This window comes from Pseudomonas quasicaspiana, from assembly GCF_021147825.1.
In the GTDB taxonomy this organism is placed as follows: Bacteria; Pseudomonadota; Gammaproteobacteria; order Pseudomonadales; family Pseudomonadaceae; genus Aquipseudomonas; species Aquipseudomonas quasicaspiana.
On record NZ_JAGTPI010000012.1, the window covers coordinates 91,157 to 112,550 of the forward strand.

The 21,394-nt window shown below is 57.5% G+C and carries 17 protein-coding genes and 2 tRNA genes; 17 read left to right on the top strand and 2 right to left on the bottom strand.

All coding sequences use genetic code 11. The features are described 5' to 3' along the window. Positions 1-2 precede the first annotated feature (2 nt). The 10 genes from KDX30_RS10440 (at position 3) to KDX30_RS10485 (ending at position 13,060) form a co-directional block, all read left to right on the top strand. Positions 3-1,433 (top strand): N-acetylmuramoyl-L-alanine amidase, encoded by a 1,431-nt coding sequence (locus tag KDX30_RS10440; protein ID WP_200866077.1) that lies wholly within the window; start codon positions 3-5, stop codon positions 1,431-1,433. Next, the gene (gene mutL / locus KDX30_RS10445; protein ID WP_122708742.1) at positions 1,430-3,385 is read left to right on the top strand and encodes a DNA mismatch repair endonuclease MutL; all 1,956 of its coding nucleotides are present in this window, start codon (positions 1,430-1,432) and stop codon (positions 3,383-3,385) included. The genes KDX30_RS10440 and mutL overlap by 4 nt, the downstream gene beginning before the upstream one ends. Beyond that, complete coding sequence (miaA, locus tag KDX30_RS10450; protein WP_231675697.1) at positions 3,386-4,357, top strand: tRNA (adenosine(37)-N6)-dimethylallyltransferase MiaA; 972 nt, start codon at positions 3,386-3,388, stop codon at positions 4,355-4,357. An 88-nt stretch (positions 4,358-4,445) separates the two neighbouring features. Further along, a complete protein-coding gene (gene hfq / locus KDX30_RS10455) occupies positions 4,446-4,706 on the top strand; it encodes an RNA chaperone Hfq (protein ID WP_027900444.1) in 261 nt (86 codons plus the stop codon). Positions 4,707-4,718: 12 nt separating this feature from the next. Further along, positions 4,719-6,020 (top strand): ribosome rescue GTPase HflX, encoded by a 1,302-nt coding sequence (gene hflX / locus KDX30_RS10460; protein WP_027900443.1) that lies wholly within the window; start codon positions 4,719-4,721, stop codon positions 6,018-6,020. Positions 6,021-6,116: 96 nt separating this feature from the next. After that, on the top strand, positions 6,117-7,289 hold the full coding sequence (gene hflK, locus KDX30_RS10465) for an FtsH protease activity modulator HflK (RefSeq protein WP_099267770.1): 1,173 nt from the start codon (positions 6,117-6,119) through the stop codon (positions 7,287-7,289). Continuing rightward, the gene (hflC, locus tag KDX30_RS10470) at positions 7,289-8,158 is read left to right on the top strand and encodes a protease modulator HflC (protein WP_231675698.1); all 870 of its coding nucleotides are present in this window, start codon (positions 7,289-7,291) and stop codon (positions 8,156-8,158) included. The genes hflK and hflC overlap by 1 nt, the downstream gene beginning before the upstream one ends. A gap of 281 nt (positions 8,159-8,439) precedes the next feature. Continuing rightward, complete coding sequence (locus tag KDX30_RS10475) at positions 8,440-9,627, top strand: ATP phosphoribosyltransferase regulatory subunit (protein ID WP_122395206.1); 1,188 nt, start codon at positions 8,440-8,442, stop codon at positions 9,625-9,627. A 54-nt stretch (positions 9,628-9,681) separates the two neighbouring features. Further along, positions 9,682-10,974 carry an adenylosuccinate synthase gene (locus KDX30_RS10480; protein ID WP_027900439.1) on the top strand — a complete coding sequence of 431 codons (1,293 nt, stop codon included), beginning with the start codon at positions 9,682-9,684 and terminating at the stop codon, positions 10,972-10,974. A 151-nt stretch (positions 10,975-11,125) separates the two neighbouring features. Next, positions 11,126-13,060: a methyl-accepting chemotaxis protein gene (locus tag KDX30_RS10485; RefSeq protein ID WP_122708752.1), complete on the top strand. Its 1,935-nt coding sequence runs from the start codon at positions 11,126-11,128 to the stop codon at positions 13,058-13,060. A 124-nt stretch (positions 13,061-13,184) separates the two neighbouring features. Here the strand turns inward: KDX30_RS10485 and KDX30_RS10490 are convergent. Together KDX30_RS10490 and KDX30_RS10495 are read right to left on the bottom strand one after the other, a co-directional pair. Then, positions 13,185-13,271, bottom strand: a tRNA-Leu gene (locus KDX30_RS10490). A gap of 221 nt (positions 13,272-13,492) precedes the next feature. Beyond that, positions 13,493-13,579: transfer RNA gene (locus KDX30_RS10495), tRNA-Leu, on the bottom strand. 225 nt (positions 13,580-13,804) lie between these two features. Between KDX30_RS10495 and rnr the strand changes: the two genes are divergently transcribed. The 7 genes from rnr to dnaB all read left to right on the top strand — a co-directional run bounded on the left by rnr (position 13,805) and on the right by dnaB (position 21,069). Then, a complete protein-coding gene (gene rnr / locus KDX30_RS10500) occupies positions 13,805-16,435 on the top strand; it encodes a ribonuclease R (RefSeq protein ID WP_099267772.1) in 2,631 nt (876 codons plus the stop codon). Continuing rightward, a complete protein-coding gene (rlmB, locus tag KDX30_RS10505) occupies positions 16,432-17,193 on the top strand; it encodes a 23S rRNA (guanosine(2251)-2'-O)-methyltransferase RlmB (protein WP_027900436.1) in 762 nt (253 codons plus the stop codon). Before rnr ends, rlmB begins: the two co-directional genes overlap by 4 nt. Before the next feature lie 277 nt (positions 17,194-17,470). Continuing rightward, the gene (rpsF, locus tag KDX30_RS10510; RefSeq protein ID WP_027900435.1) at positions 17,471-17,896 is read left to right on the top strand and encodes a 30S ribosomal protein S6; all 426 of its coding nucleotides are present in this window, start codon (positions 17,471-17,473) and stop codon (positions 17,894-17,896) included. Positions 17,897-17,924: 28 nt separating this feature from the next. Beyond that, positions 17,925-18,155, top strand: coding sequence for a 30S ribosomal protein S18 (rpsR, locus tag KDX30_RS10515; RefSeq protein ID WP_002551829.1), 231 nt, complete (start codon positions 17,925-17,927; stop codon positions 18,153-18,155). A gap of 36 nt (positions 18,156-18,191) precedes the next feature. After that, positions 18,192-19,082 (top strand): hypothetical protein, encoded by an 891-nt coding sequence (locus KDX30_RS10520; protein WP_027900434.1) that lies wholly within the window; start codon positions 18,192-18,194, stop codon positions 19,080-19,082. A gap of 19 nt (positions 19,083-19,101) precedes the next feature. Continuing rightward, entirely contained in the window at positions 19,102-19,548 is a 447-nt protein-coding gene (gene rplI, locus KDX30_RS10525; RefSeq protein WP_020293665.1) for a 50S ribosomal protein L9, read from the top strand. A gap of 126 nt (positions 19,549-19,674) precedes the next feature. Then, complete coding sequence (dnaB, locus tag KDX30_RS10530) at positions 19,675-21,069, top strand: replicative DNA helicase (protein WP_122808430.1); 1,395 nt, start codon at positions 19,675-19,677, stop codon at positions 21,067-21,069. The last annotated feature ends 325 nt before the right edge of the window (positions 21,070-21,394 follow it).

Below are 21,394 nucleotides of genomic sequence, written 5' to 3' on the forward strand. Positions count from 1 at the left end.
AAATGGGGTTAGGTATGCGCATTCGCGCGCTGGTTACTGTAGTGGGTCTGCTTTTGACAGTCCTGGCTGTTGATGCGCTGGCTGCAACACAGGTAAAAAGTGTCCGCCTATGGCGCGCACCAGATAACACACGACTGGTTTTTGACCTCTCCGGACCCGTCCAGCACAGCGTGTTCACCCTGACTTCTCCTGATCGACTGGTTATCGATATCAACGGTGCGACCCTCGGTGGTCCGCTGAATGTACCCATGGCCAATACGCCCATTACCAGCATGCGTTCTGCCCAGCGCACCGCGACGGATTTGCGCGTGGTCATCGACCTGAAAAAGGCCGTGACGCCCAAGAGCTTCACCCTGGCCCCGAACCAGCAATATGGTAACCGTCTGGTTGTCGATCTGTTCGACGAGCCGGGCGATGCCAATCCGAGCCCGACCATTCCTGACACGGCCGCGAACACTGCGCCTGCCGTGCCGGTCAGTCCGGCGAAGCCCGAGATCAAACTCACACCTGTGCCCAACGGCAAGCGCGACATTGTGATCGTGATTGATGCCGGTCACGGCGGTGAAGATCCGGGAGCGTCCGGCAGTAGCGGTCAGAAAGAAAAGAATCTGGTACTGGCCATCGCCAAAGAGCTGCAACGACAGATCAATGCTGAAAAAGGCTACCGCGCCGAGCTGACCCGCACCGGCGATTACTTCATCCCGCTGCGCAAGCGTACGGAAATTGCCCGAGCCAAAGGCGCGGATCTGTTTGTGTCGATTCACGCCGATGCTGCGCCTTCAAGGGCTGCGTTCGGTGCTTCGGTATTTGCTCTGTCCGAGCGTGGCGCCACGTCTGAAACCGCCCGCTGGCTGGCCGACAGTGAAAACCGTTCCGACTTGATCGGTGGTGCCGGTGCCGTGAGTCTGGACGACAAGGACCGCATGCTGGCGGGGGTGTTGCTGGACTTGTCCATGACCGCTTCGCTGTCTTCAAGCCTCAATGTCGGGCAGAAAGTCCTCACCAACATTGGTCGAGTGACGTCGCTGCACAAATCCCGGGTTGAGCAAGCAGGCTTTATGGTGCTCAAGTCGCCTGATATCCCGTCGATTCTGGTCGAAACGGGCTTCATCTCCAACAATGCCGAAGCGGCCAAGCTCAGCGCTGCTTCGCACCAACAGGCATTGGCGCGTTCGATCAACTCTGGCGTGAAGCAATTCTTCCAGCAGAATCCACCGCAAGGTACTTACATCGCGTGGCTGCGCGATAACGGCAAACTCGCCCAGGGGCCGCGTAATCACGTGGTTCGCTCGGGTGAAACACTGGCCATGCTGGCGGCTCGCTACGACATGAGCGCTGCGGCTCTGCGCAGCGCCAATAACCTGAAAACGGATGAACTGCGCATTGGGCAGGACCTGAAAATCCCTAGCTCCGAGGTGGCGGCTCAACCATGACCGATCTTCTTCTCGACAGTATCGAGCCTGAAGTACAGGCTTCTGCCAGCGCTGCAGCTCTAAATGCTGCCCGGATCGAACTGCTCAGCCCACGGCTGGCCAACCAGATCGCAGCGGGTGAGGTGGTCGAGCGGCCAGCATCGGTCATCAAGGAGTTGCTGGAAAACAGTCTGGATTCCGGTGCCAAGCGCATTGATGTCGATGTTGAGCAGGCGGGTATCAAACTGCTGCGGGTCCGTGATGATGGCAGCGGCATTTCTTCTGATGACCTGCCTTTGGCTCTGGCTCGTCACGCCACCAGCAAGATTCGCGAGCTGGAAGACCTTGAGCGCGTCATGAGCCTTGGCTTTCGCGGCGAGGCGCTGGCGTCGATCAGCTCTGTGGCACGACTGACGCTGACCTCCCGAACACGTGACGCTGACCAGGCCTGGCAAGTGGAAACCGAAGGCCGCGATATGGCTTCACGGGTTCAGCCTGCGGCGCATCCGGTGGGGACCTCCGTTGAAGTCCGCGACCTGTTCTTCAATACCCCGGCGCGGCGCAAGTTTCTCAAGGCGGAAAAAACCGAATTCGATCACTTGCAGGAAGTGATCAAGCGCATGGCACTGGCGCGCTTCGACGTGGCGTTTCACTTGCGGCACAACGGCAAGACGATTCTCAGCCTGCATGAAGCCAACGACGACACGGCTCGCGCCAGACGCGTATCAGCCATTTGCGGCCCCGGTTTTCTGGAGCAGGCGCTGCCCATCGAGATCGAGCGCAACGGCTTGCATCTGTGGGGCTGGGTCGGGTTGCCGACTTTTTCCCGTAGTCAGGCGGACTTGCAGTATTTCTTTGTGAATGGCCGGGCAGTGCGCGACAAGCTCGTGGCTCACGCGGTGCGCCAAGCCTATCGCGACGTGCTGTTCAATGGCCGTCATCCGACCTTCGTGCTGTTTTTCGAGGTTGATCCCGCCGTCGTTGACGTTAACGTGCACCCGACCAAGCACGAAGTCCGCTTCCGCGACGGGCGCATGGTGCACGACTTCCTTTATGGCACCTTGCACCGCGCGCTGGGCGATGTGCGTCCCGAAGATCAACTGGCAGGCGCTGCGCCAGTGACTGCCATCGAGCGACCCACCGGCCCGCAAGCCGGTGAGTTCGGCCCGCAGGGTGAAATGCGCCTGGCCAACAATCTGCTGGAGCAACCCCAGGCTCAGCCCTATGCGCCGCCAGCCGGTTCAGGTGCAGGCGCTGGTTATCAATATCAGTACACGCCGCGCCCTACAGCGACGTTGCCTGCCGCCGAAGCGCAAAGCGCTTATCGCGAGTTTTATGCACCGTTGCCCGGTACGCCTGCCGTGTCGTTGCCGGAGACTCAGGGCGACATTCCTCCGCTGGGCTACGCCTTGGCGCAACTCAAGGGTATTTATATTCTGGCGGAGAACGCTCACGGTCTGGTGCTGGTAGACATGCATGCCGCCCACGAGCGGATCATGTACGAGCGTCTGAAGATTGCGATGGCAAGCGAAGGCCTGAGCGGTCAGCCGTTGCTGGTGCCTGAGTCCATTGCAGTCAGTCAGCGCGAAGCCGATTGCGCTGAAGAGCACATCGAGACATTCCAGCGTCTGGGCTTCGAGTTGCAACGTCTCGGTCCTGAAAGTCTGGCGATCCGGCAGATTCCGGCCCTGTTGAAACAGGCCGAGGCCAATCGGCTGGTCAGCGATGTGCTGGCCGACCTGATGGAATACGGCACCAGTGACCGGGTTCAGGCTCACATGAACGAATTGTTGGGCACCATGGCGTGCCATGGGGCAATCCGGGCCAATCGCCGTCTGGCCATCCCGGAAATGAACGGTCTGCTGCGCGACATGGAAAACACCGAGCGCAGCGGTCAATGCAACCATGGCCGACCTACCTGGACCCAAATGGGGCTGGATGATCTGGACAAACTCTTCCTGCGCGGTCGCTGAATGAGCGCTCTACCTCCGGCCATCTTTCTGATGGGGCCGACGGCTTCAGGTAAAACCGATCTGGCCATGGAACTCTGCAAAGTCCTGCCTTGCGAGCTGATCAGTGTCGATTCGGCGCTGGTTTATCGCGGCATGGATATTGGTACTGCCAAGCCTTCCAAGGCGCAGTTGGCCGAGTTTCCCCACCGTTTGGTGGATATTCTCGATCCTGCCGAAAGCTACTCGGCGGCTGATTTTCGTGCAGATGCGCTGTCTGCCATGGCAGAAATAACCGCCCGCGGAAAAATTCCGCTGCTGGTTGGCGGCACTATGTTGTATTTCAAGGCTCTATTGGACGGGTTGGCAGACATGCCGGCTGCTGACTCAGGTGTTCGTGCAGAACTGGAAGCACAGGCTGCAGCCCATGGCTGGCAGGCGTTGCATGACCAGTTGGCGGCAGTGGATCCGGTGTCTGCGGCGCGAATCCACCCCAATGACCCGCAGCGATTGATACGTGCGCTGGAGGTTTACAGGGTCAGTGGGTTGAGCATGACGGCGCATAGAAAGCAACAAAGTGCGCAAACTACTGATGCTGCGGCTTCTGGTAGACCGCAATTGCCCTATACTGTCGCCAGCCTGGCCATTGCTCCGGCAGATCGCAAGGTGTTGCATGGCCGTATAGCATCAAGATTTTCAACAATGCTGGACCAGGGATTCCTGGACGAAGTTCTGGCGTTACGCTCAAGAGGTGACCTGCATGCGGGTCTGCCATCGATAAGAGCCGTCGGTTATCGTCAGGTCTGGGATCATCTGGATGGAAAGCTGACATGGGCTGAGATGCAGGAGCGTGGGATCATTGCCACGCGCCAACTGGCCAAGCGACAGTTTACCTGGCTACGCAGCTGGGACGATTTACACTGGTTGGACAGTCTGGCCAGCGACAATTTGCCACGCGCCTTGAAATACCTGGGGTCGGTCTCCATATTGAGCTGAGTCCTTGCAATAGCCGTCTATCCTTGGGGGGTGGCGGTTCAAGCCAACTGAATTCGAATTATTATTGATCCTTAAAGGAGTGCGGCACATGTCAAAAGGGCATTCGCTACAAGACCCTTACCTGAACACCCTGCGTAAAGAGAAGGTTGGGGTTTCGATCTATCTCGTCAACGGCATCAAGCTGCAAGGCACGATCGAGTCTTTTGACCAGTTTGTTATTTTGCTGAAGAACACTGTCAGCCAAATGGTCTACAAGCACGCAATCTCTACCGTTGTTCCGGTTCGCCCGATTCGTCTGCCTAGCGCAACCGAAGGTGAGCAGGGCGACGCTGAGCCAGGTAACGCCTGATAGGAGTCTGCTTTGTTCTTTGAGCGCCACAGTGGTGGTGAACGCGCAATACTCGTTCACCTGGATGGTCAGGACCCTGAGGCGCGTGAAGATCCGCAGGAGTTTCGGGAACTGGCCATATCAGCTGGCGCCGATACCGTCGCGTTCGTCAACGTGCCGCGTCATCGGCCATCGGCCAAATATCTGATTGGCAGTGGCAAGGTCGAGGAACTTCGCGACCAGGTCAAAGCCGAAAAAATCGATATCGTCATCTTCAATCACGTGCTGACACCCAGTCAGGAACGTAACCTCGAGCGCGTTTTCGAGTGTCGCGTACTTGATCGCACGGGGTTGATCCTCGACATCTTCGCGCAGCGCGCGCGTACTCATGAAGGCAAATTGCAGGTCGAGCTGGCACAGCTCGAGCACATGAGCACGCGGCTGGTTCGCGGCTGGACTCACCTTGAACGCCAGGGCGGTGGTATTGGCCTGCGTGGTCCCGGTGAAACCCAGCTGGAAACTGACCGGCGTCTGTTGCGGGTTCGTCTGCGGCAGATCAAGGGCCGTCTTGAAAAGGTTCGCAGCCAGCGTGAGCAGGCTCGTCGCGGGCGCAAGCGCGCCGACATCCCTTCGGTTTCTCTGGTGGGCTATACCAACGCCGGCAAATCGACATTGTTCAATGCTGTGACTGATTCCGATGTGTTTGCTGCAGATCAGCTCTTCGCCACGCTCGACCCGACCCTGCGCCGTCTGCAACTCGACGACCTGGGGCCTATCGTGCTGGCTGACACTGTGGGCTTTATTCGCCACCTGCCGCACAAACTGGTCGAAGCCTTTCGCGCCACGCTCGAAGAGTCCAGCAACTCCGATCTGCTGCTCCACGTCATCGACTCTCACGAGCCTGATCGCATGGAGCAGATCGAACAGGTCATGGCGGTACTTGGCGAGATCGGTGCCGAGGGCTTGCCGATACTTGAGGTCTATAACAAACTCGACCTGCTCGAAGGGGTAGAGCCGCAGATACAGCGCGATGCCGATGGCAAACCGCAACGTGTCTGGGTCTCCGCCCGTGATGGTCGAGGGCTGGACCTGCTCAAACAGGCGGTTGCCGAATTGCTCGGCGACGATCTGTTTGTCGGTACTTTGCACCTGTCTCAGGATTTCGCCCGGTTGCGCGCCCAGTTTTTCGAATTGGGTGCGGTGCAGAGCGAAGAGTATGACGAGCAGGGCAGCAGCTTGTTGGCAGTACGTTTACCGCGCGTTGAGTTCAATCGTCTGGTGAGTCGCGAAGGACTGCAGCCGCTGGAATTCATCGAGCAACACACTTTGCAATAAAAGCGTGAGAAAGCCGTTGTACGGCTCTCTCAGGCATTCTGTAGCATTGGTCGGCGCGCCGCGGGCGCGTCTTTGCTTTATCAGATGGAGAGCGCTATGGCTTGGAATGAGCCGGGTGGCAACTCGAATAATCAGGATCCTTGGGGTGGTAAGCGCAAGGGCGGCGACCGCAAGGGGCCACCGGATCTCGACGAGGCCTTCCGAAAGCTGCAGGAAAGCCTTAATGGTTTGTTCGGTGGTGGCAAGAAACGCAGTGGTGGTGACGGTGGTGGTAACGGCAACCCTGGCAAGGGTGGCGGTTTCGGCTTGCTGGGCATTGGCCTGGTCGTGCTGGTTGCGATCTGGCTGTACAGCGCCATTTACGTCGTGGACGAGCAGGAGCAGGCCGTTGTGCTGCGCTTCGGTCAGTACCACGAAACCGTAGGTTCGGGTCTGAACATCTATTTCCCGCCGTTCGATCGCAAGTACATGGAAAACGTGACTCGCGAACGTGCCTACAGCAAACAGGGCCAGATGCTGACTGAAGACGAAAACATCGTCGAAGTGCCGCTGACCGTGCAGTACAAAATCTCCAACCTGCGTGATTTCGTGCTGAACGTTGATCAACCGGAAGTCAGTCTGCAACACGCTACTGAAAGTGCGCTGCGTCATGTCGTGGGTTCCACGGCCATGGATCAGGTGCTGACTGAAGGTCGTGAACTGATGGCGAGTGAGATCAAGGAGCGTCTGCAACGCTTCCTCGACACTTATCGCACCGGTATCACGGTGACCCAGGTCAACGTACAGAGCGCTGCTGCACCTCGTGAGGTTCAGGAAGCATTCGATGATGTGATTCGTGCACGTGAAGACGAGCAACGTTCCCGTAACCAGGCTGAAACCTACGCTAACGGTGTGATTCCGGAAGCACGTGGTCAGGCTCAGCGGATCATCGAAGACGCCAACGGTTATCGCGACGAAGTGATCTCCCGCGCCAAGGGTGAAGCTGATCGCTTTACCAAGCTGGTTGCCGAGTATCGCAAGGCTCCAGAAGTCACGCGTGAACGTCTGTACCTGGACACTATGCAAGAGCTGTTCACCAATACCAGCAAGGTTCTCGTGACTGGCGATAAAGGCGGGAACAACCTGCTTTATCTGCCGCTGGACAAGATGATCGAAAACGGCCGTAGCGGTAACAGCAATGCCCCGACTACCGGTGCTAACACTGCAGGAGCTGATGTCGGTGCTCGCGCCGCAGAGATTCAGCAGCCGCGTACAAGGGAGACTCGCTGATGAGCAATAAATCGCTGATCGCCCTGATTGTTGCTGTAGTGCTGGCGGTGGTTGCCTGGAACAGCCTGTTTATCGTGTCCCAGACAGAACGTGCCGTAATGCTGCAATTTGGTCGCGTGGTTGAACCCGATATTCAGCCGGGTCTGCATGTGAAGATTCCTTACGTCAACCAGGTGCGCAAGTTCGACGGTCGCCTGCTGACGCTGGATGCTCCGACCCAACGCTTCCTGACGCTTGAAAAGAAAGCGGTCATGGTAGATGCCTACGCCAAGTGGCGTGTGAAGAACGCGGAAGTGTTCTACACCGCAACGTCGGGCCTCAAGCAAATCGCTGATGAACGTCTGTCTCGTCGTCTCGAATCCGGTCTGCGTGACCAGTTCGGTAAGCGCACCTTGCACGAAGCTGTGTCGGGCGAGCGTGATGCGTTGATGGCTGACATCACCGCTTCGCTGAACGCGATGGCAAACAAGGAGCTGGGCATCGAAGTTATCGATGTTCGGGTCAAGGCTATCGACCTGCCGAAAGAAGTGAACCGCAGCGTTTTCGAACGGATGAGTACCGAGCGTGAACGTGAAGCGCGTGAGCATCGCGCCAAGGGTAACGAGCTGGCTGAAGGCATCCGTGCCGACGCCGATCGTCAGCGTCGCGTACTGCTGGCTGAAGCCTATCGTGAGTCTGAAGAGGCCCGCGGTGATGGTGATGCCCAAGCTTCCGCGATCTACTCCAAGGCCTACGGCCAGGATCAGGAGTTCTACGCGTTCTACCGTAGCCTGCGCGCCTACCGTGAAAGCTTCGCGAACAAGAGTGACGTGATGGTTCTGGATCCGAGCAGCGATTTCTTCCGCTATCTGGAAAAATCCAAGCCGTGATCTGAACGCCGTAATCTACCCGCCGGGCGGCAAAACCGTCCGGCGGGGTGATCATGCGGTAAAACGTGTGTATGATGCGGCAGCCGGGAAATTCCCGGCTTTTTTGCGTCTGCACGATTGATTGGCCACAGCAGTGGCATGATTTTCGAGGACAGTGGTCTGAAACAGCCATTCTCGGGCGCTTGCCGTGCCCGCAGTAACGGGCGCAGCACCTGACCACTCTCTGCTTTACTCAAGGCCCGCCTCGGCGCGGGTCGCCCGGATCATAGGGGAAAGGCGTAATGGCAACGGTTGACCGCTGGCTGCTACCAGATGGCATCGAAGAAGTACTGCCGCCTGAAGCGGCGCGCATAGAAGTAGCGCGCCGTCAGGTGTTGGATCTGTTCCAGAGCTGGGGCTATGAATTCGTAGTCACCCCTCATATCGAATACCTTGAATCCTTGCTCACTGGCGCGGGCTCGGACCTGGATCTGCGCACCTTCAAAGTGATCGACCCGCAGTCGGGTCGGCAAATGGGCTTTCGTGCCGACATCACGCCGCAAGTGGCGCGCATCGATGCGCATACCCTGCGTCGTGAAGGGCCGAGCCGTCTTTGCTATGCCGGTAGCGTGCTGCATGCGCAGCCGCGTGCCCTGTCTTCTTCGCGTAGCCCTATTCAACTGGGCGCCGAGTTGTATGGCGATGCAAGCCCGAGCAGTGACGTCGAAGTCATCAGCCTGATGCTGGCCATGCTGCAACTGGCTGATGTTCCAGACGTTCACATGGATCTGGGGCATGTCGGTATCTACCGCGGCCTGGCCCGCGCAGCTGGTTTGTCTGGCGAGGTTGAACAGCTGTTGTTTGATGCCCTGCAACGCAAGGCCATCGACGAAGTGATCGAGCTGACAGCCAATCTGCCTGCCGATCTGGCGTCGATGCTGCGTGCATTGGTCGATCTGTGCGGTGGTCGTGAAGTATTGGCGGCTGCGCGTGATCGCCTGGCCAACGCGCCAGCGCCAGTGCTGGCTGCGCTTGATGACCTGTTGACCGTGGCTGAGCGCCTTGCGACCCGTTTCCCTGAGCTGCCGTTGTATTTCGATCTGGGTGAGTTGCGCGGTTATCACTATCACACGGGTGTTGTCTTTGCTGTTTTCGTTCCGGGCGTGGGTCAATCCATTGCTCAGGGCGGTCGCTATGATGACATCGGTGCGGATTTCGGTCGGGCTCGCCCGGCCACCGGTTTTTCCACGGACCTGAAGACTTTGGTGACACTGGGTCGTGCAGAAATCGAATTGCCTTCCGGCGGTATCTGGATGCCGGACAGTACGGATGCAGCACTCTGGCAGCAGGTTTGTCAGTTGCGCAGTGAAGGTCAGCGTGTTGTGCAGGCATTGCCTGGGCAACAGGTGGCCGCAGCGCGTGAGGCCGATTGCGATCGGCAATTGATTCAGCATGGCGAGCGTTGGCAAGTCGTGCCGCTGGCTTCTTGAGTTTTCCTGTCGGCGGCCGCCGACACCAAGTTTGCGTGAATGAGGACAAGTGTTATGGGTAAGAATGTCGTAGTCCTGGGCACCCAATGGGGTGATGAGGGCAAAGGCAAGATCGTTGATCTGCTGACCGAACATGCTACCGCTGTAGTGCGTTACCAGGGTGGCCACAACGCGGGTCACACTCTGGTGATCGACGGCGAAAAAACCGTATTGCACCTGATTCCGTCCGGTGTGCTGCGCGAAGGCGTGCAGTGCCTCATCGGTAACGGTGTGGTCGTTGCGCCGGATGCGCTGATGCGCGAAATCATCAAGCTGGAAGAGAAAGGCATTCCAGTGCGCGAGCGTCTGCGCATCAGCCCGTCCTGCCCGCTGATCCTGTCCTATCACGTTGCGCTGGATCAGGCGCGTGAAAAGGCCCGTGGCGAGTTCAAGATCGGTACTACCGGTCGTGGCATCGGCCCGGCTTATGAAGACAAGGTTGCACGTCGTGGCCTGCGCATTGGTGACTTGTTCCACCGCGAGCGTTTCGCCGCCAAGCTGGGCGAGCTGCTCGACTATCACAACTTTGTGCTGGTCAATTACTACAAAGAGCCCGCCATCGATTTCCAGAAAACTCTCGACGAGTGCATGGAATACGCCGAGCTGCTCAAGCCGCTGATGCTCGACGTTACTGCTGCGCTGCATGAAATGCGTCGCGACGGCAAAGACATCATGTTCGAAGGCGCTCAAGGTTCGCTGCTGGACATCGACCACGGTACTTATCCGTACGTCACCAGCTCCAACACCACGGCGGGCGGTATCGCCACGGGTTCGGGTTTTGGTCCGATGTACCTGGATTACATCCTGGGTATCACCAAGGCTTACACCACACGTGTAGGTTCGGGTCCATTCCCGACTGAGCTGTTCGACGACGTTGGTGCATTCCTGGCCAAGCGTGGGCACGAATTCGGTGCAACCACTGGCCGTGCTCGTCGCTGCGGCTGGTTCGATGCCGTGATCCTGCGTCGCGCTATCGAAATCAACAGCATCTCCGGCATCTGCCTGACCAAGCTCGACGTGCTGGATGGCCTCGAAACCATCAACATTTGCATCGGTTACGAGAACGAGCACGGTGCAGTGATCGAAGCACCGACCGACGCTGACAGCTACCTGGGCCTCAAGCCTGTGTACGAGCAAGTGCCGGGCTGGACTGAATCGACGCTGGGTGCCAAGACTCTGGAAGAGCTGCCAGCTAACGCTCGCGCTTATATCAAGCGTCTGGAAGAGCTGGTGGGCGCACCTATCGACATTATTTCGACGGGCCCTGATCGCAACGAAACCATCGTGTTGCGTCATCCGTTTGGCTGATAAGTTGTTGATGTAAAAACAAAGGGTCGCAGATGCGGCCCTTTGTTTTTTCTGGTTTGACCGTGGCCACTGGAACGGCACGGCGATTGCTGTAAAAAGCGTCAGAAAAGGTGCCATCATTTTAATGGCGCCGGTGGTGGAGGGATTCCCCGTGTCAGCTGTCCTCTCTCTTTTGCGGAGCCGCTTGCTGCGGCCCGTGTTTATTGCACTTGGCATCGCTCTTTTGGTGCAGGTGCTGGTCGCCGTTGCTCTCACCCGGAGCACTGTTGCTGCGCTTGAAGCTGATTTGGCCAATCGCCTGGGTGTAGATTCGCAACACTTGTCCGCTGAACTGGAACAGGCAAGTCGAGAAGTAACCTCCAGTCTCGATAATCTTGCTACCAGTACCAGTCAGCGCTTGAGTACGGGCCTTGCCGCTCGTCTGAAGGATGAGCAGGCACAGCTGCGCGCCACACTGGAAAAAGACCTCAGAGACTCAGCCACCGATATGGCTGAATTGCTGGCCGCTGTGGCGCCCCGCGCCATGTGGGATAACGATACGCCGACGTTGTCCGAATTCGCTCGTCGCGCGCAGCGCAATCCTAATGTGTTGTTCGTGATTTATGACGACGCGGCGGGCGAGCACTTGACCCGTTATCTGAACCGCGAAAACCCGCTGATCCAGGCGTTGCTTGCCAAGGGCGAGGGCGAGCGGGCAATGGATAAAGTGCTGAACGCTGCCAGGACCGACAGTTCGGTTTACTACGTCGAGGCATCCATCAGCCCTAACGGTGTTGAAATCGGCAAGGTGCGCATGGGTGTTTCCACTGCCACCGTTGAAGAAAACCTCGTCGCTCTCGACAAGCGTTTTGCGACGCTGATTACCAGTGGCGGGCAACTGGTTTCCGAAAGCCTGACCGGCGCTTCGAAAGAAAGCTCGGCCGCACTGCGTTCACGACTTGATTCTGCGCAAGGCGCGGCTTCTGCCATGGCTACAAACACGACATCAGCGGTAAAGGAAGCGTCTGAAACACTGCGCTGGCGGATAGGCATGGGCTTGGCCCTGGTTGGGTTGGGCGTCCTTTTGGTATTGGCGGTAGTGCTGGGGCGCAGGGTAGTCAACAAGCTGCTGCTGTTGATCGCGGCGCTGGATGATCTGGCGGCGGGCGAGGGCGATCTGACCAAGCGCGTCAAAATCGACAGTAATGACGAGATCGGGGACATGGCGGCAGCAGTCAATCGTTTTGTTGCCAAGCTACAGCCCATTGTTCGCGAGGCCGGAGATGTTGCGCAGCGCACCGGTGTTGAGATCAATGCGATGAGTCAGCGCAATGCGGGTGCAGGTGCTGCGGCCGCGATGCAGCGCGATGAAGTGGCTGCCAGTCTGCAAGCGCTTGAGCACATGGCCGACGAGGCTCAGTCCGAGAGCCATGCCATGCAGGCTGCTTTGAGGCAGGTGGTGGATATTCGTCAGGCGACTGATGAAAACACGCGCACATCGAATCAAGTGGGCGGCTTGATTGAGGCGCTGGCGGGGCAGGTTGAAACCGGTTCTAAAGTCATCGAGCGGCTGGCGCAGCAGAGCGAGCAGATCGAAGTGGTGCTGGAGGTCATTCATGGCATTGCCGAACAGACTAACCTGTTGGCACTGAACGCGGCCATTGAGGCTGCGCGGGCTGGGGAAACAGGGCGCGGTTTTGCTGTGGTGGCCGATGAGGTTCGTGCTTTGGCGAGCAAGACCCAAAGCTCCACGGGGGATATTCAGGCGCACATCGGTGCGTTGCAGTCGGGTGCCAAAGAGGCCGTTGCGGCGATTGGTCTGGCGGGGCGGCAGGCCAATGAGGGGCTGGCGGTACTGCGCAACAGCGTCAAGTTGCAGCAATCCGTGCAGGAGTCTGTTGAGCAGGTCCATACGGCGATTGGTCTGGCAACCAAGGCGGCAGTGCATCAGGCAGAAGGCGCGCACGCGGTTCGCGGGCGCGTAGAAGTGATTCACGCCCAGGCCCAGCGTGCGGCGCAGGTCGTTGAAGAAACTACGGCGAGCGGCAAAGTGCTGGATGGCCTCGCGGCGCAGTTGAAGGCGAGTCTGGGGCAATTCAGGGCTTGATTGCCGGGATTGCTTGGTGGGTAACCTTGTGGGAGCAGACCAAGCTTTGCTCTCACGGGTGAGCTGCTATTTTCCAAACCCCAGAAAGCACAAAACCGAGCACATGGCTCGGTTTTGTTTGAATTGGTGCCCAGAAGAAGACTCGAACTTCCACGACCTTGCGGTCACCAGCACCTGAAGCTGGCGTGTCTACCAATTTCACCATCTGGGCAGCATCAGCAGCGTTGCACGCCGTTGATGGAGCGCACTATACGGAGCGGGTTTTGATCTGTAAACCCCTGTTTTGGTTTTAATAAATGGTTTTTCCGCTGAGGCAAACAAAATCGGCAACAGACGCAATAATCAAAAGCACAAAACCTAAACCCTGAAATGCAAAAACCCGCTTTCGCGGGTTTTTGGGAGAGTCATCAGATTTAATCTGCTGCTCTGAATTGGTGCCCAGAAGAAGACTCGAACTTCCACGACCTTGCGGTCACCAGCACCTGAAGCTGGCGTGTCTACCAATTTCACCATCTGGGCAATATCGACAAGCGTCTACCTGTCGATGGCGCGCACTATACGGAGCGCCTTTTGCACTGTAAACCCCCAGTGGTTAAAATATTTGAAAAAATTCGCAGGCGGTGTATTTAAAGGCTTTTTTGCATCCGGTCACGGGTTTTTCAGGCGATGTTCGAGTGTGAAATTTCCCGTTTCAATAGGTGTATGCCAAACTAGCCCCCATATAGACAAGGTGAAAACTATCTAATGGCCGATTGGCAGTCCCTCGATCCCGAGGCCGCTCGTGAAGCGGAAAAATATGAAAACCCTATCCCCAGCCGTGAATTGATTCTGGCTCACCTCTCCGATCGCGGTTCGCCTGCGAGCCGTGAGCAGCTGGTGGAAGAATTTGGCCTGACAACTGAAGATCAGTTCGAAGCCCTGCGCCGCCGTTTGCGAGCAATGGAGCGCGACGCTCAGTTGATCTACACCCGTCGTGGCACCTATGCCCCGGTGGACAAGCTGGACCTGATCCTGGGGCGAATCTCCGGGCATCGTGATGGTTTCGGCTTCCTGGTTCCTGACGATGGCAGCGATGACCTGTTCATGAGTCCGGCCCAGATGCGTCTGGTGTTCGATGGAGACCGTGCCCTGGCGCGCGTTTCCGGCCTGGACCGCCGCGGTCGCCGCGAAGGCGTGATCGTCGAAGTGATTTCCCGCGCCCACGAGTCCGTGGTCGGCCGATACTTCGAAGAGAGCGGCATTGGTTTTGTCATTCCTGACAATCCAAAAATTCAGCAGGAAGTGCTGGTTACTCCCGGTCGCAATAACAACGCGAAGATCGGTCAGTTCGTCGAGGTGAAAATCACCCACTGGCCAACGCCGCGCTTCCAGCCTCAGGGCGATATTGTCGAGGTCGTAGGCAACTACATGGCGCCCGGCATGGAAATCGATGTCGCGCTGCGTACCTACGATATTCCTCACGTCTGGCCAGAGGCCGTGCTTAAAGAAGCCGCCAAACTCAAGCCGGAAGTGGAAGAAAAAGACAAAGAAAATCGCGTCGACCTGCGCCATCTGCCGTTCGTCACCATCGACGGTGAAGATGCTCGCGACTTCGATGACGCTGTTTATTGCGAAGCCAAGCCCGGCAAATTGCGTCTGTTCTCGGGTGGCTGGAAGCTCTACGTCGCTATCGCTGACGTGTCGAGCTACGTGAAGATCGGCTCTGCTCTGGACGCCGAGTCGCAGGTGCGTGGCACCTCGGTTTACTTCCCCGAGCGGGTTGTGCCAATGCTGCCTGAGCAGCTTTCCAACGGCTTGTGCTCGCTGAATCCGCACGTTGATCGTCTGGCCATGGTTTGTGAGATGACCATCTCCAAAACCGGCGAGATGACTGATTACGTGTTCTATGAAGCTGTCATCCACTCCCATGCGCGTCTGACCTACAACAAGGTCAGTACCATGCTGGAACAGCCGAAAAGCAGCGACGCTCGCCAGTTGCGTGGCGAATACCCTGACGTGCTGCCGCACCTGAAGCAGCTTTATGCGCTGTACAAGGTGTTGCTCGGTGCTCGTCATGTGCGTGGCGCTATCGATTTTGAAACACAGGAAACCCGCATCATCTTCGGGACCGAGCGCAAAATCGCTGAAATCCGCCCGACTACGCGTAACGATGCTCACAAGCTGATCGAGGAATGCATGCTGGCTGCTAACGTCGCCACTGCCGAGTTCCTCAAGAAGCACGAAATTCCTGCGCTTTACCGCGTGCACGATGGCCCGCCGCCTGAGCGTCTGGAAAAACTCCGTGCGTTCCTGGGTGAGCTGGGTCTGTCTCTTCACAAAGGCAAGGACGGTCCAACTCCGAAGGATTATCAGGCGTTGCTGGAAACCGTACGTGATCGTCCGGACTATCACCTGATTCAGACCGTCATGCTGCGTTCGTTGAGTCAGGCGGTTTACAGCTCTGACAATAACGGCCACTTCGGTCTGAATTACGAGGCGTATACCCACTTTACCTCGCCGATTCGTCGTTATCCGGACCTGCTGACTCACCGCGCAATCCGCAGTGTGATCCGCTCGAAGCAGGACACCCCGCACGTGCGCCGAGCGGGCGCCGCGGTAATCCCGAAAGCTCGTATCTATCCGTATGACGATGCCATTCTCGAACAGTTGGGCGAACAGTGTTCGATGAACGAGCGCCGCGCCGATGAAGCTACGCGTGACGTGGTCAATTGGCTCAAGTGTGAGTTCATGAAAGACCGCGTAGGCGAATCTTTCCCTGGTGTGATCACCGCTGTGACTGGTTTTGGTCTATTTGTAGAACTGACTGATATCTATGTCGAAGGTCTGGTGCACGTCACTGCTTTGCCGGGCGATTATTATCACTTCGATCCGCTGCATCACCGCCTGGCGGGCGAGCGTACCGGTCGTAGCTTCCGCTTGGGCGATACCGTTGAAGTGCGCGTCATGCGCGTTGATCTGGATGAGCGCAAGATCGACTTCGAGATGGCCGAGAAAACCATCAGCGCCCCAATTGGCCGCAAGCGTCGCGGTGCAGAGCCGCAGCCAGTTGAAAAAGCCGCTGCTTCAGAGCGCGCACCGAGCAAGCGTCCGGCCAAGGCTAAAGCCAAGGCCAGCGCTGAGCCAGAGGCCTACCGGCCTAGTGATGCAGCCGCGAAAAACGCTGAAGTGCGCAAAAGTCGCGAACTGAAACAGGCTCTGTTGGCTGAAGCGAAGGGTGGTAGCAAGGCATCGTCGGGAAAGTCCGGTAAAGCCGGTTCTGCGCCATCATCGGACAGACCTGCTAAACCTAGCAAACACCGTAAAGGCCCGCCGAAAGCGGGTTCTGCTCCAGCCGCGAAAAGCGGCGGGGCGCGCAAGCCTAAGGCCAAGTCATGAGTTCGTTGGAAAAAATCTACGGCGTGCATGCCGTAGAAGCGCTACTGCGTCACCACCCCAAGCGGGTCAAGCAAATCTGGCTGGCCGAGGGTCGTAATGATCCTCGTGTGCAGGTGCTGGTTGCGCTGGCTGGTGAAAATCGCGTGTCGATCGGTCAGGCCGAGCGGCGTGAGATGGACGCATGGGTCGAGGGGGTGCATCAGGGCGTTGTTGCGGAAGTCAGTCCTAGTCAGGTCTGGGGCGAGGCAATGCTCGATGAGTTGCTGGATCGTACCGAAGGCGCGCCGTTGATTCTGGTGCTTGACGGTGTAACCGATCCGCACAACCTCGGCGCATGCCTGCGCACTGCCGATGCTGCCGGAGCGCTGGCGGTGGTCGTGCCCAAAGACAAGTCTGCAACCCTGACGCCAGCAGTGCGTAAAGTGGCTTGCGGCGCGGCTGAAGTGATCCCGTTGGTTGCCGTGACCAACCTCGCGCGAACCCTGGAGAAACTCCAGCAGCGCGGCCTGTGGGTTGTCGGTACTGCGGGGGAGGCTGAGCAGGAGTTGTATCAGCAAGACCTCACGGGCCCGACCATCCTGATCATGGGTGCTGAGGGCAAAGGCATGCGCCGTCTGACGCGTGAGCACTGCGATTACCTGGTGCGCCTGCCGATGGCGGGTAGCGTCAGCAGCCTGAACGTCTCGGTTGCAACCGGCGTTTGCCTGTTTGAAGCGTTGCGTCAGCGCAACGTAAAGGCGGCGGGAACCAAGAAGTAATATCCCCGCAGGAGAGCTGCCGCAGGCTGCGATTGGCCTTCAATCGCGACGAGGGTCCATCGGACCTTCGCAGCCTTTGGCACCTCCTGCGGTGGTTTATGGTAATTGCTCAAATATTCACCAATTGCCTTGCGCCTCTTCATCCCCTTCTCTACAATTGCGCCCCTTGCTGTCACGGCAGGCGCTCATGTGCCTGTCCCTGAGCAAGACTAACAGTGTCATTCACTCCTTGTCTGACCGCTTATTGGCGGCAGGCTACAACCCGTAAGGAGCATTCATGCGTCATTACGAAATCATCTTTTTGGTCCACCCGGATCAAAGCGAGCAAGTCGGCGGCATGGTAGAGCGTTACACCAAGCTGATCGAAGAAGACGGCGGCAAAATCCACCGTCTGGAAGATTGGGGCCGTCGTCAACTGGCTTACGCAATCAACAATGTTCACAAGGCTCACTACGTGATGCTGAACGTTGAGTGCACTGGCAAGGCTCTGGCCGAGCTGGAAGACAACTTCCGCTACAACGATGCAGTGATCCGTAACCTGGTCATCCGTCGTGACGAAGCCGTAACTGGCCAGTCCGAGATGCTCAAGGCTGAAGAAAACCGCAGTGAGCGCCGTGAGCGTCGCGACCGTCCTGAGCACTCCGACAGCGCCGATGGCGTTGATGGTGATGACAGCGACAACAGCGATAACGCTGACGAGTAATCCACGGACCTTTTAAGGAGCCAATCACATGGCACGTTTCTTCCGTCGTCGTAAATTCTGCCGCTTCACCGCTGAAGACGTGAAAGAGATCGATTACAAAGATCTCAACACTCTGAAAGCATACGTATCCGAGACCGGCAAAATCGTTCCAAGCCGTATCACTGGTACCAAAGCACGTTATCAGCGTCAGCTGGCCACCGCTATCAAGCGTGCCCGCTTCCTGGCCCTGCTGGCCTACACCGACAGCCACGGCCGCTGAGACCGGGCAGTCGACAAAGTAGTAAGGATCTAATGCATGCGCGCCTTGGCTGAATTCATCATGCGGGGACGCTTGCAGGCCATGCTGGTTGTGGCCGGATTTGCGGCATTGCCGTTGTTGTACTGTGTGGGTGCCGCTGCAGCTAGCCTTGTGCTACTGCGGCGCGGTTCGGACGCCATTGGCGTCATTGGTGTGGGAGTGCTTTCAGCGTTGGTTTGCTGGTACTTCCAGAAAGATCCCGGTGCACTTTTAGTGTTGCTTGGGGCTTGTGGTCTGTCGCTGGTTTTACGCGCAGGCCACACCTGGAATCGCGCGCTGCTGGTCAGCGTGGTAGTCGGGTTGTTGTGTGCAGTGAGCTTTGGAACGGTTTTCAGTCCCATGGTTGACAGTTTGAGTCAGGAGTTCGAGAAACTCATGCCTCAGGCTTTCGGTGAGGTCTACGAGAAACTCTCGGCCGACCAGCGAGTTACCTTCGCTTCACTGATTCCACCCCTGATCATCGGTTCGATGGCGGTTACGCTTCAGGTTTTCAGTGTGTTGTGCCTGATTCTTGGGCGCTATTGGCAGGCGTTGTTGTACAACCCCGGTGGTTTTGGTCGCGAGTTTCGTCAGATCAGAATCCCGAAAGGACTGGCGTTATCGTTGCTGGCAGCGATGTTTGTAGGGCCGATGCTTGGCGTACAGATGTTGATTTTGTTGCCGTTGTTGAGCATACCGTTGGCCTTCGCCGGGCTAGCCCTGATTCACGGGCTGGTGGCGCAGAAAAAACTGGCCAGTTTCTGGCTGGTGGGGATGTACGTCACGCTGGTGCCATTCATGCACCTGATAGGTCCGTTGCTCGTGGTTATTGCCATTGTCGACAGCCTGATTGATTTTCGCGGTCGTCTGGGATCGAAAGACTCCGATAGCGCGAACGGTGAAGGTTAAAAGTTAAGAGGATTTTCACATGCAACTGATCCTTCTGGAAAAAGTCGCGAACCTGGGCAACCTGGGCGACAAAGTAAATGTTAAGGCCGGTTACGGTCGTAACTACCTGCTGCCTTACGGCAAAGCTACCGCTGCGACCGCTGCTAACATTGCTGCGTTCGAAGAGCGTCGTGCCGAGCTGGAAAAACTGGCTGCAGACAAAAAAGCTTCTGCCGAAACTCGCGCTGCCCAACTGGCTGAGCTGGAAGTGACTATCACTGCCACTGCTGGTGACGAAGGCAAGCTGTTCGGTTCGATCGGCACCCACGACATCGCTGATGCACTGACCGCCTCTGGCGTTGAAGTTGCAAAAAGCGAAGTTCGTCTGCCGAACGGCACCATCCGTAACGTTGGCGAATTCGACGTAGCCGTGCACCTGCACAGCGACGTAGAAGCAACCGTTCGCGTTGTTGTGGTGGCTGCTTAAGCAGTACGTAATCGTCTGGCGACTTGCTCGCTAGAGGATTAACATCGGGCACGATCCTGTTTACAGGTCGTGCCCTTTGTCTTTCTGTACAGTTGGTTTTTTCACAACCCCTGATTCTGAGTGGTCATGAACGATATCTCCGCCCCTGAGCAATATGATCTGCAAACCGCCGCGCTGAAGGTGCCGCCGCATTCCATCGAGGCCGAACAGGCCGTACTCGGTGGTCTGATGCTGGACAACAACGCCTGGGAGCGCGTGCTCGATCAGGTGTCGGATGGCGATTTCTATCGACATGACCACCGTTTGATTTTTCGCGCCATCGCCCGTCTGGCTGACCAGAACCAGCCCATCGACGTGGTCACGCTGGCCGAGCAGCTGGAAAAAGAAGGCCAGACCTCGCAGGTTGGCGGGCTGGGTTACCTCAGCGAACTGGCGAAAAACATTCCGTCGGTTGCCAACATCAAGGCCTATGCGCAAATCGTCCGTGAACGGGCGACGCTGCGTCAACTGATCGGCATCAGCACGGAAATCGCCGACAGCGCGTTCAATCCGGAAGGGCGCAACGCTGCTGAGATCCTCGACGAAGCCGAGCGGCAGATTTTCCAGATTGCCGAAGCGCGTCCGAAGACCGGTGGCCCGGTTAGCGTGACCGACCTGTTGACCAAGGCCATCGACCGTATCGATACCCTGTTCAACACTGACAACGCGATTACCGGCCTGTCTACCGGTTATACCGACCTGGATGAGAAGACCAGCGGCCTGCAACCGGCTGACTTGATCATCGTTGCCGGTCGTCCCTCCATGGGTAAAACTACCTTTGCGATGAACCTGGTGGAAAACGCCGTTTTACGCAGCGACAAGGCGGTACTGGTTTACTCGCTTGAGATGCCAGGTGAATCGCTGATCATGCGTATGCTGTCTTCGCTGGGCCGTATCGACCAGACCAAGGTCCGGGCCGGTCGCCTGGAAGACGATGACTGGCCACGCCTGACGTCGGCGGTCAATCTGCTCAACGAGCGCAAGCTATTCATCGACGATACGGCCGGTATCAGTCCGTCGGAAATGCGCGCCCGGACGCGGCGTCTGGTGCGTGAACACGGCGACATTGCCCTGATCATGATCGACTACCTGCAGTTGATGCAGATCCCCGGTTCAGGCGGTGATAACCGGACCAACGAGATTTCCGAGATTTCCCGCTCGTTGAAAGCCCTCGCCAAGGAATTCAACTGCCCGGTGGTTGCCCTGTCGCAGCTCAACCGCTCCCTGGAGCAACGTCCGAACAAGCGCCCGATCAACTCCGACTTGCGGGAATCCGGAGCGATCGAGCAGGATGCCGACGTCATCATGTTCGTTTACCGGGACGAGGTGTATCACCCGGAAACCGAGCATAAAGGCATCGCCGAGATCATCATCGGTAAGCAGCGTAACGGGCCTATTGGTACGACGCGGCTGGCGTTCATTGGCAAATACACCCGCTTTGAAAACCTCGCACCAGGCAGTTATAACTTCGACGACGAATAACATGCGGTGACTGTTTTACGTGGGAGCGGTGCATCTCAAGCTTATGCAAAACCTGTGGGACCGAATTTATTCGGGAAAGGGCCGGCAGATTCAATACTTCTGTCGCCTGAAAAGACGCATTCGCGAATGAATTCGCTCCCACCGGTACCACCCTTGCAGGCCAACATAGAATCTCCCACAGATAACCGTCTCAGGCGGATCGCAAATCCCCGTGGGAGCCGGGCTTGCCCTAATGCCAGTCAGTTAAGGAATTGACTTGTCCGTCCACCGAGAATAAAAAACGGGCTCCGTCGATCAGAGCCCGCCCCATGCCCCTTCAGAGCAC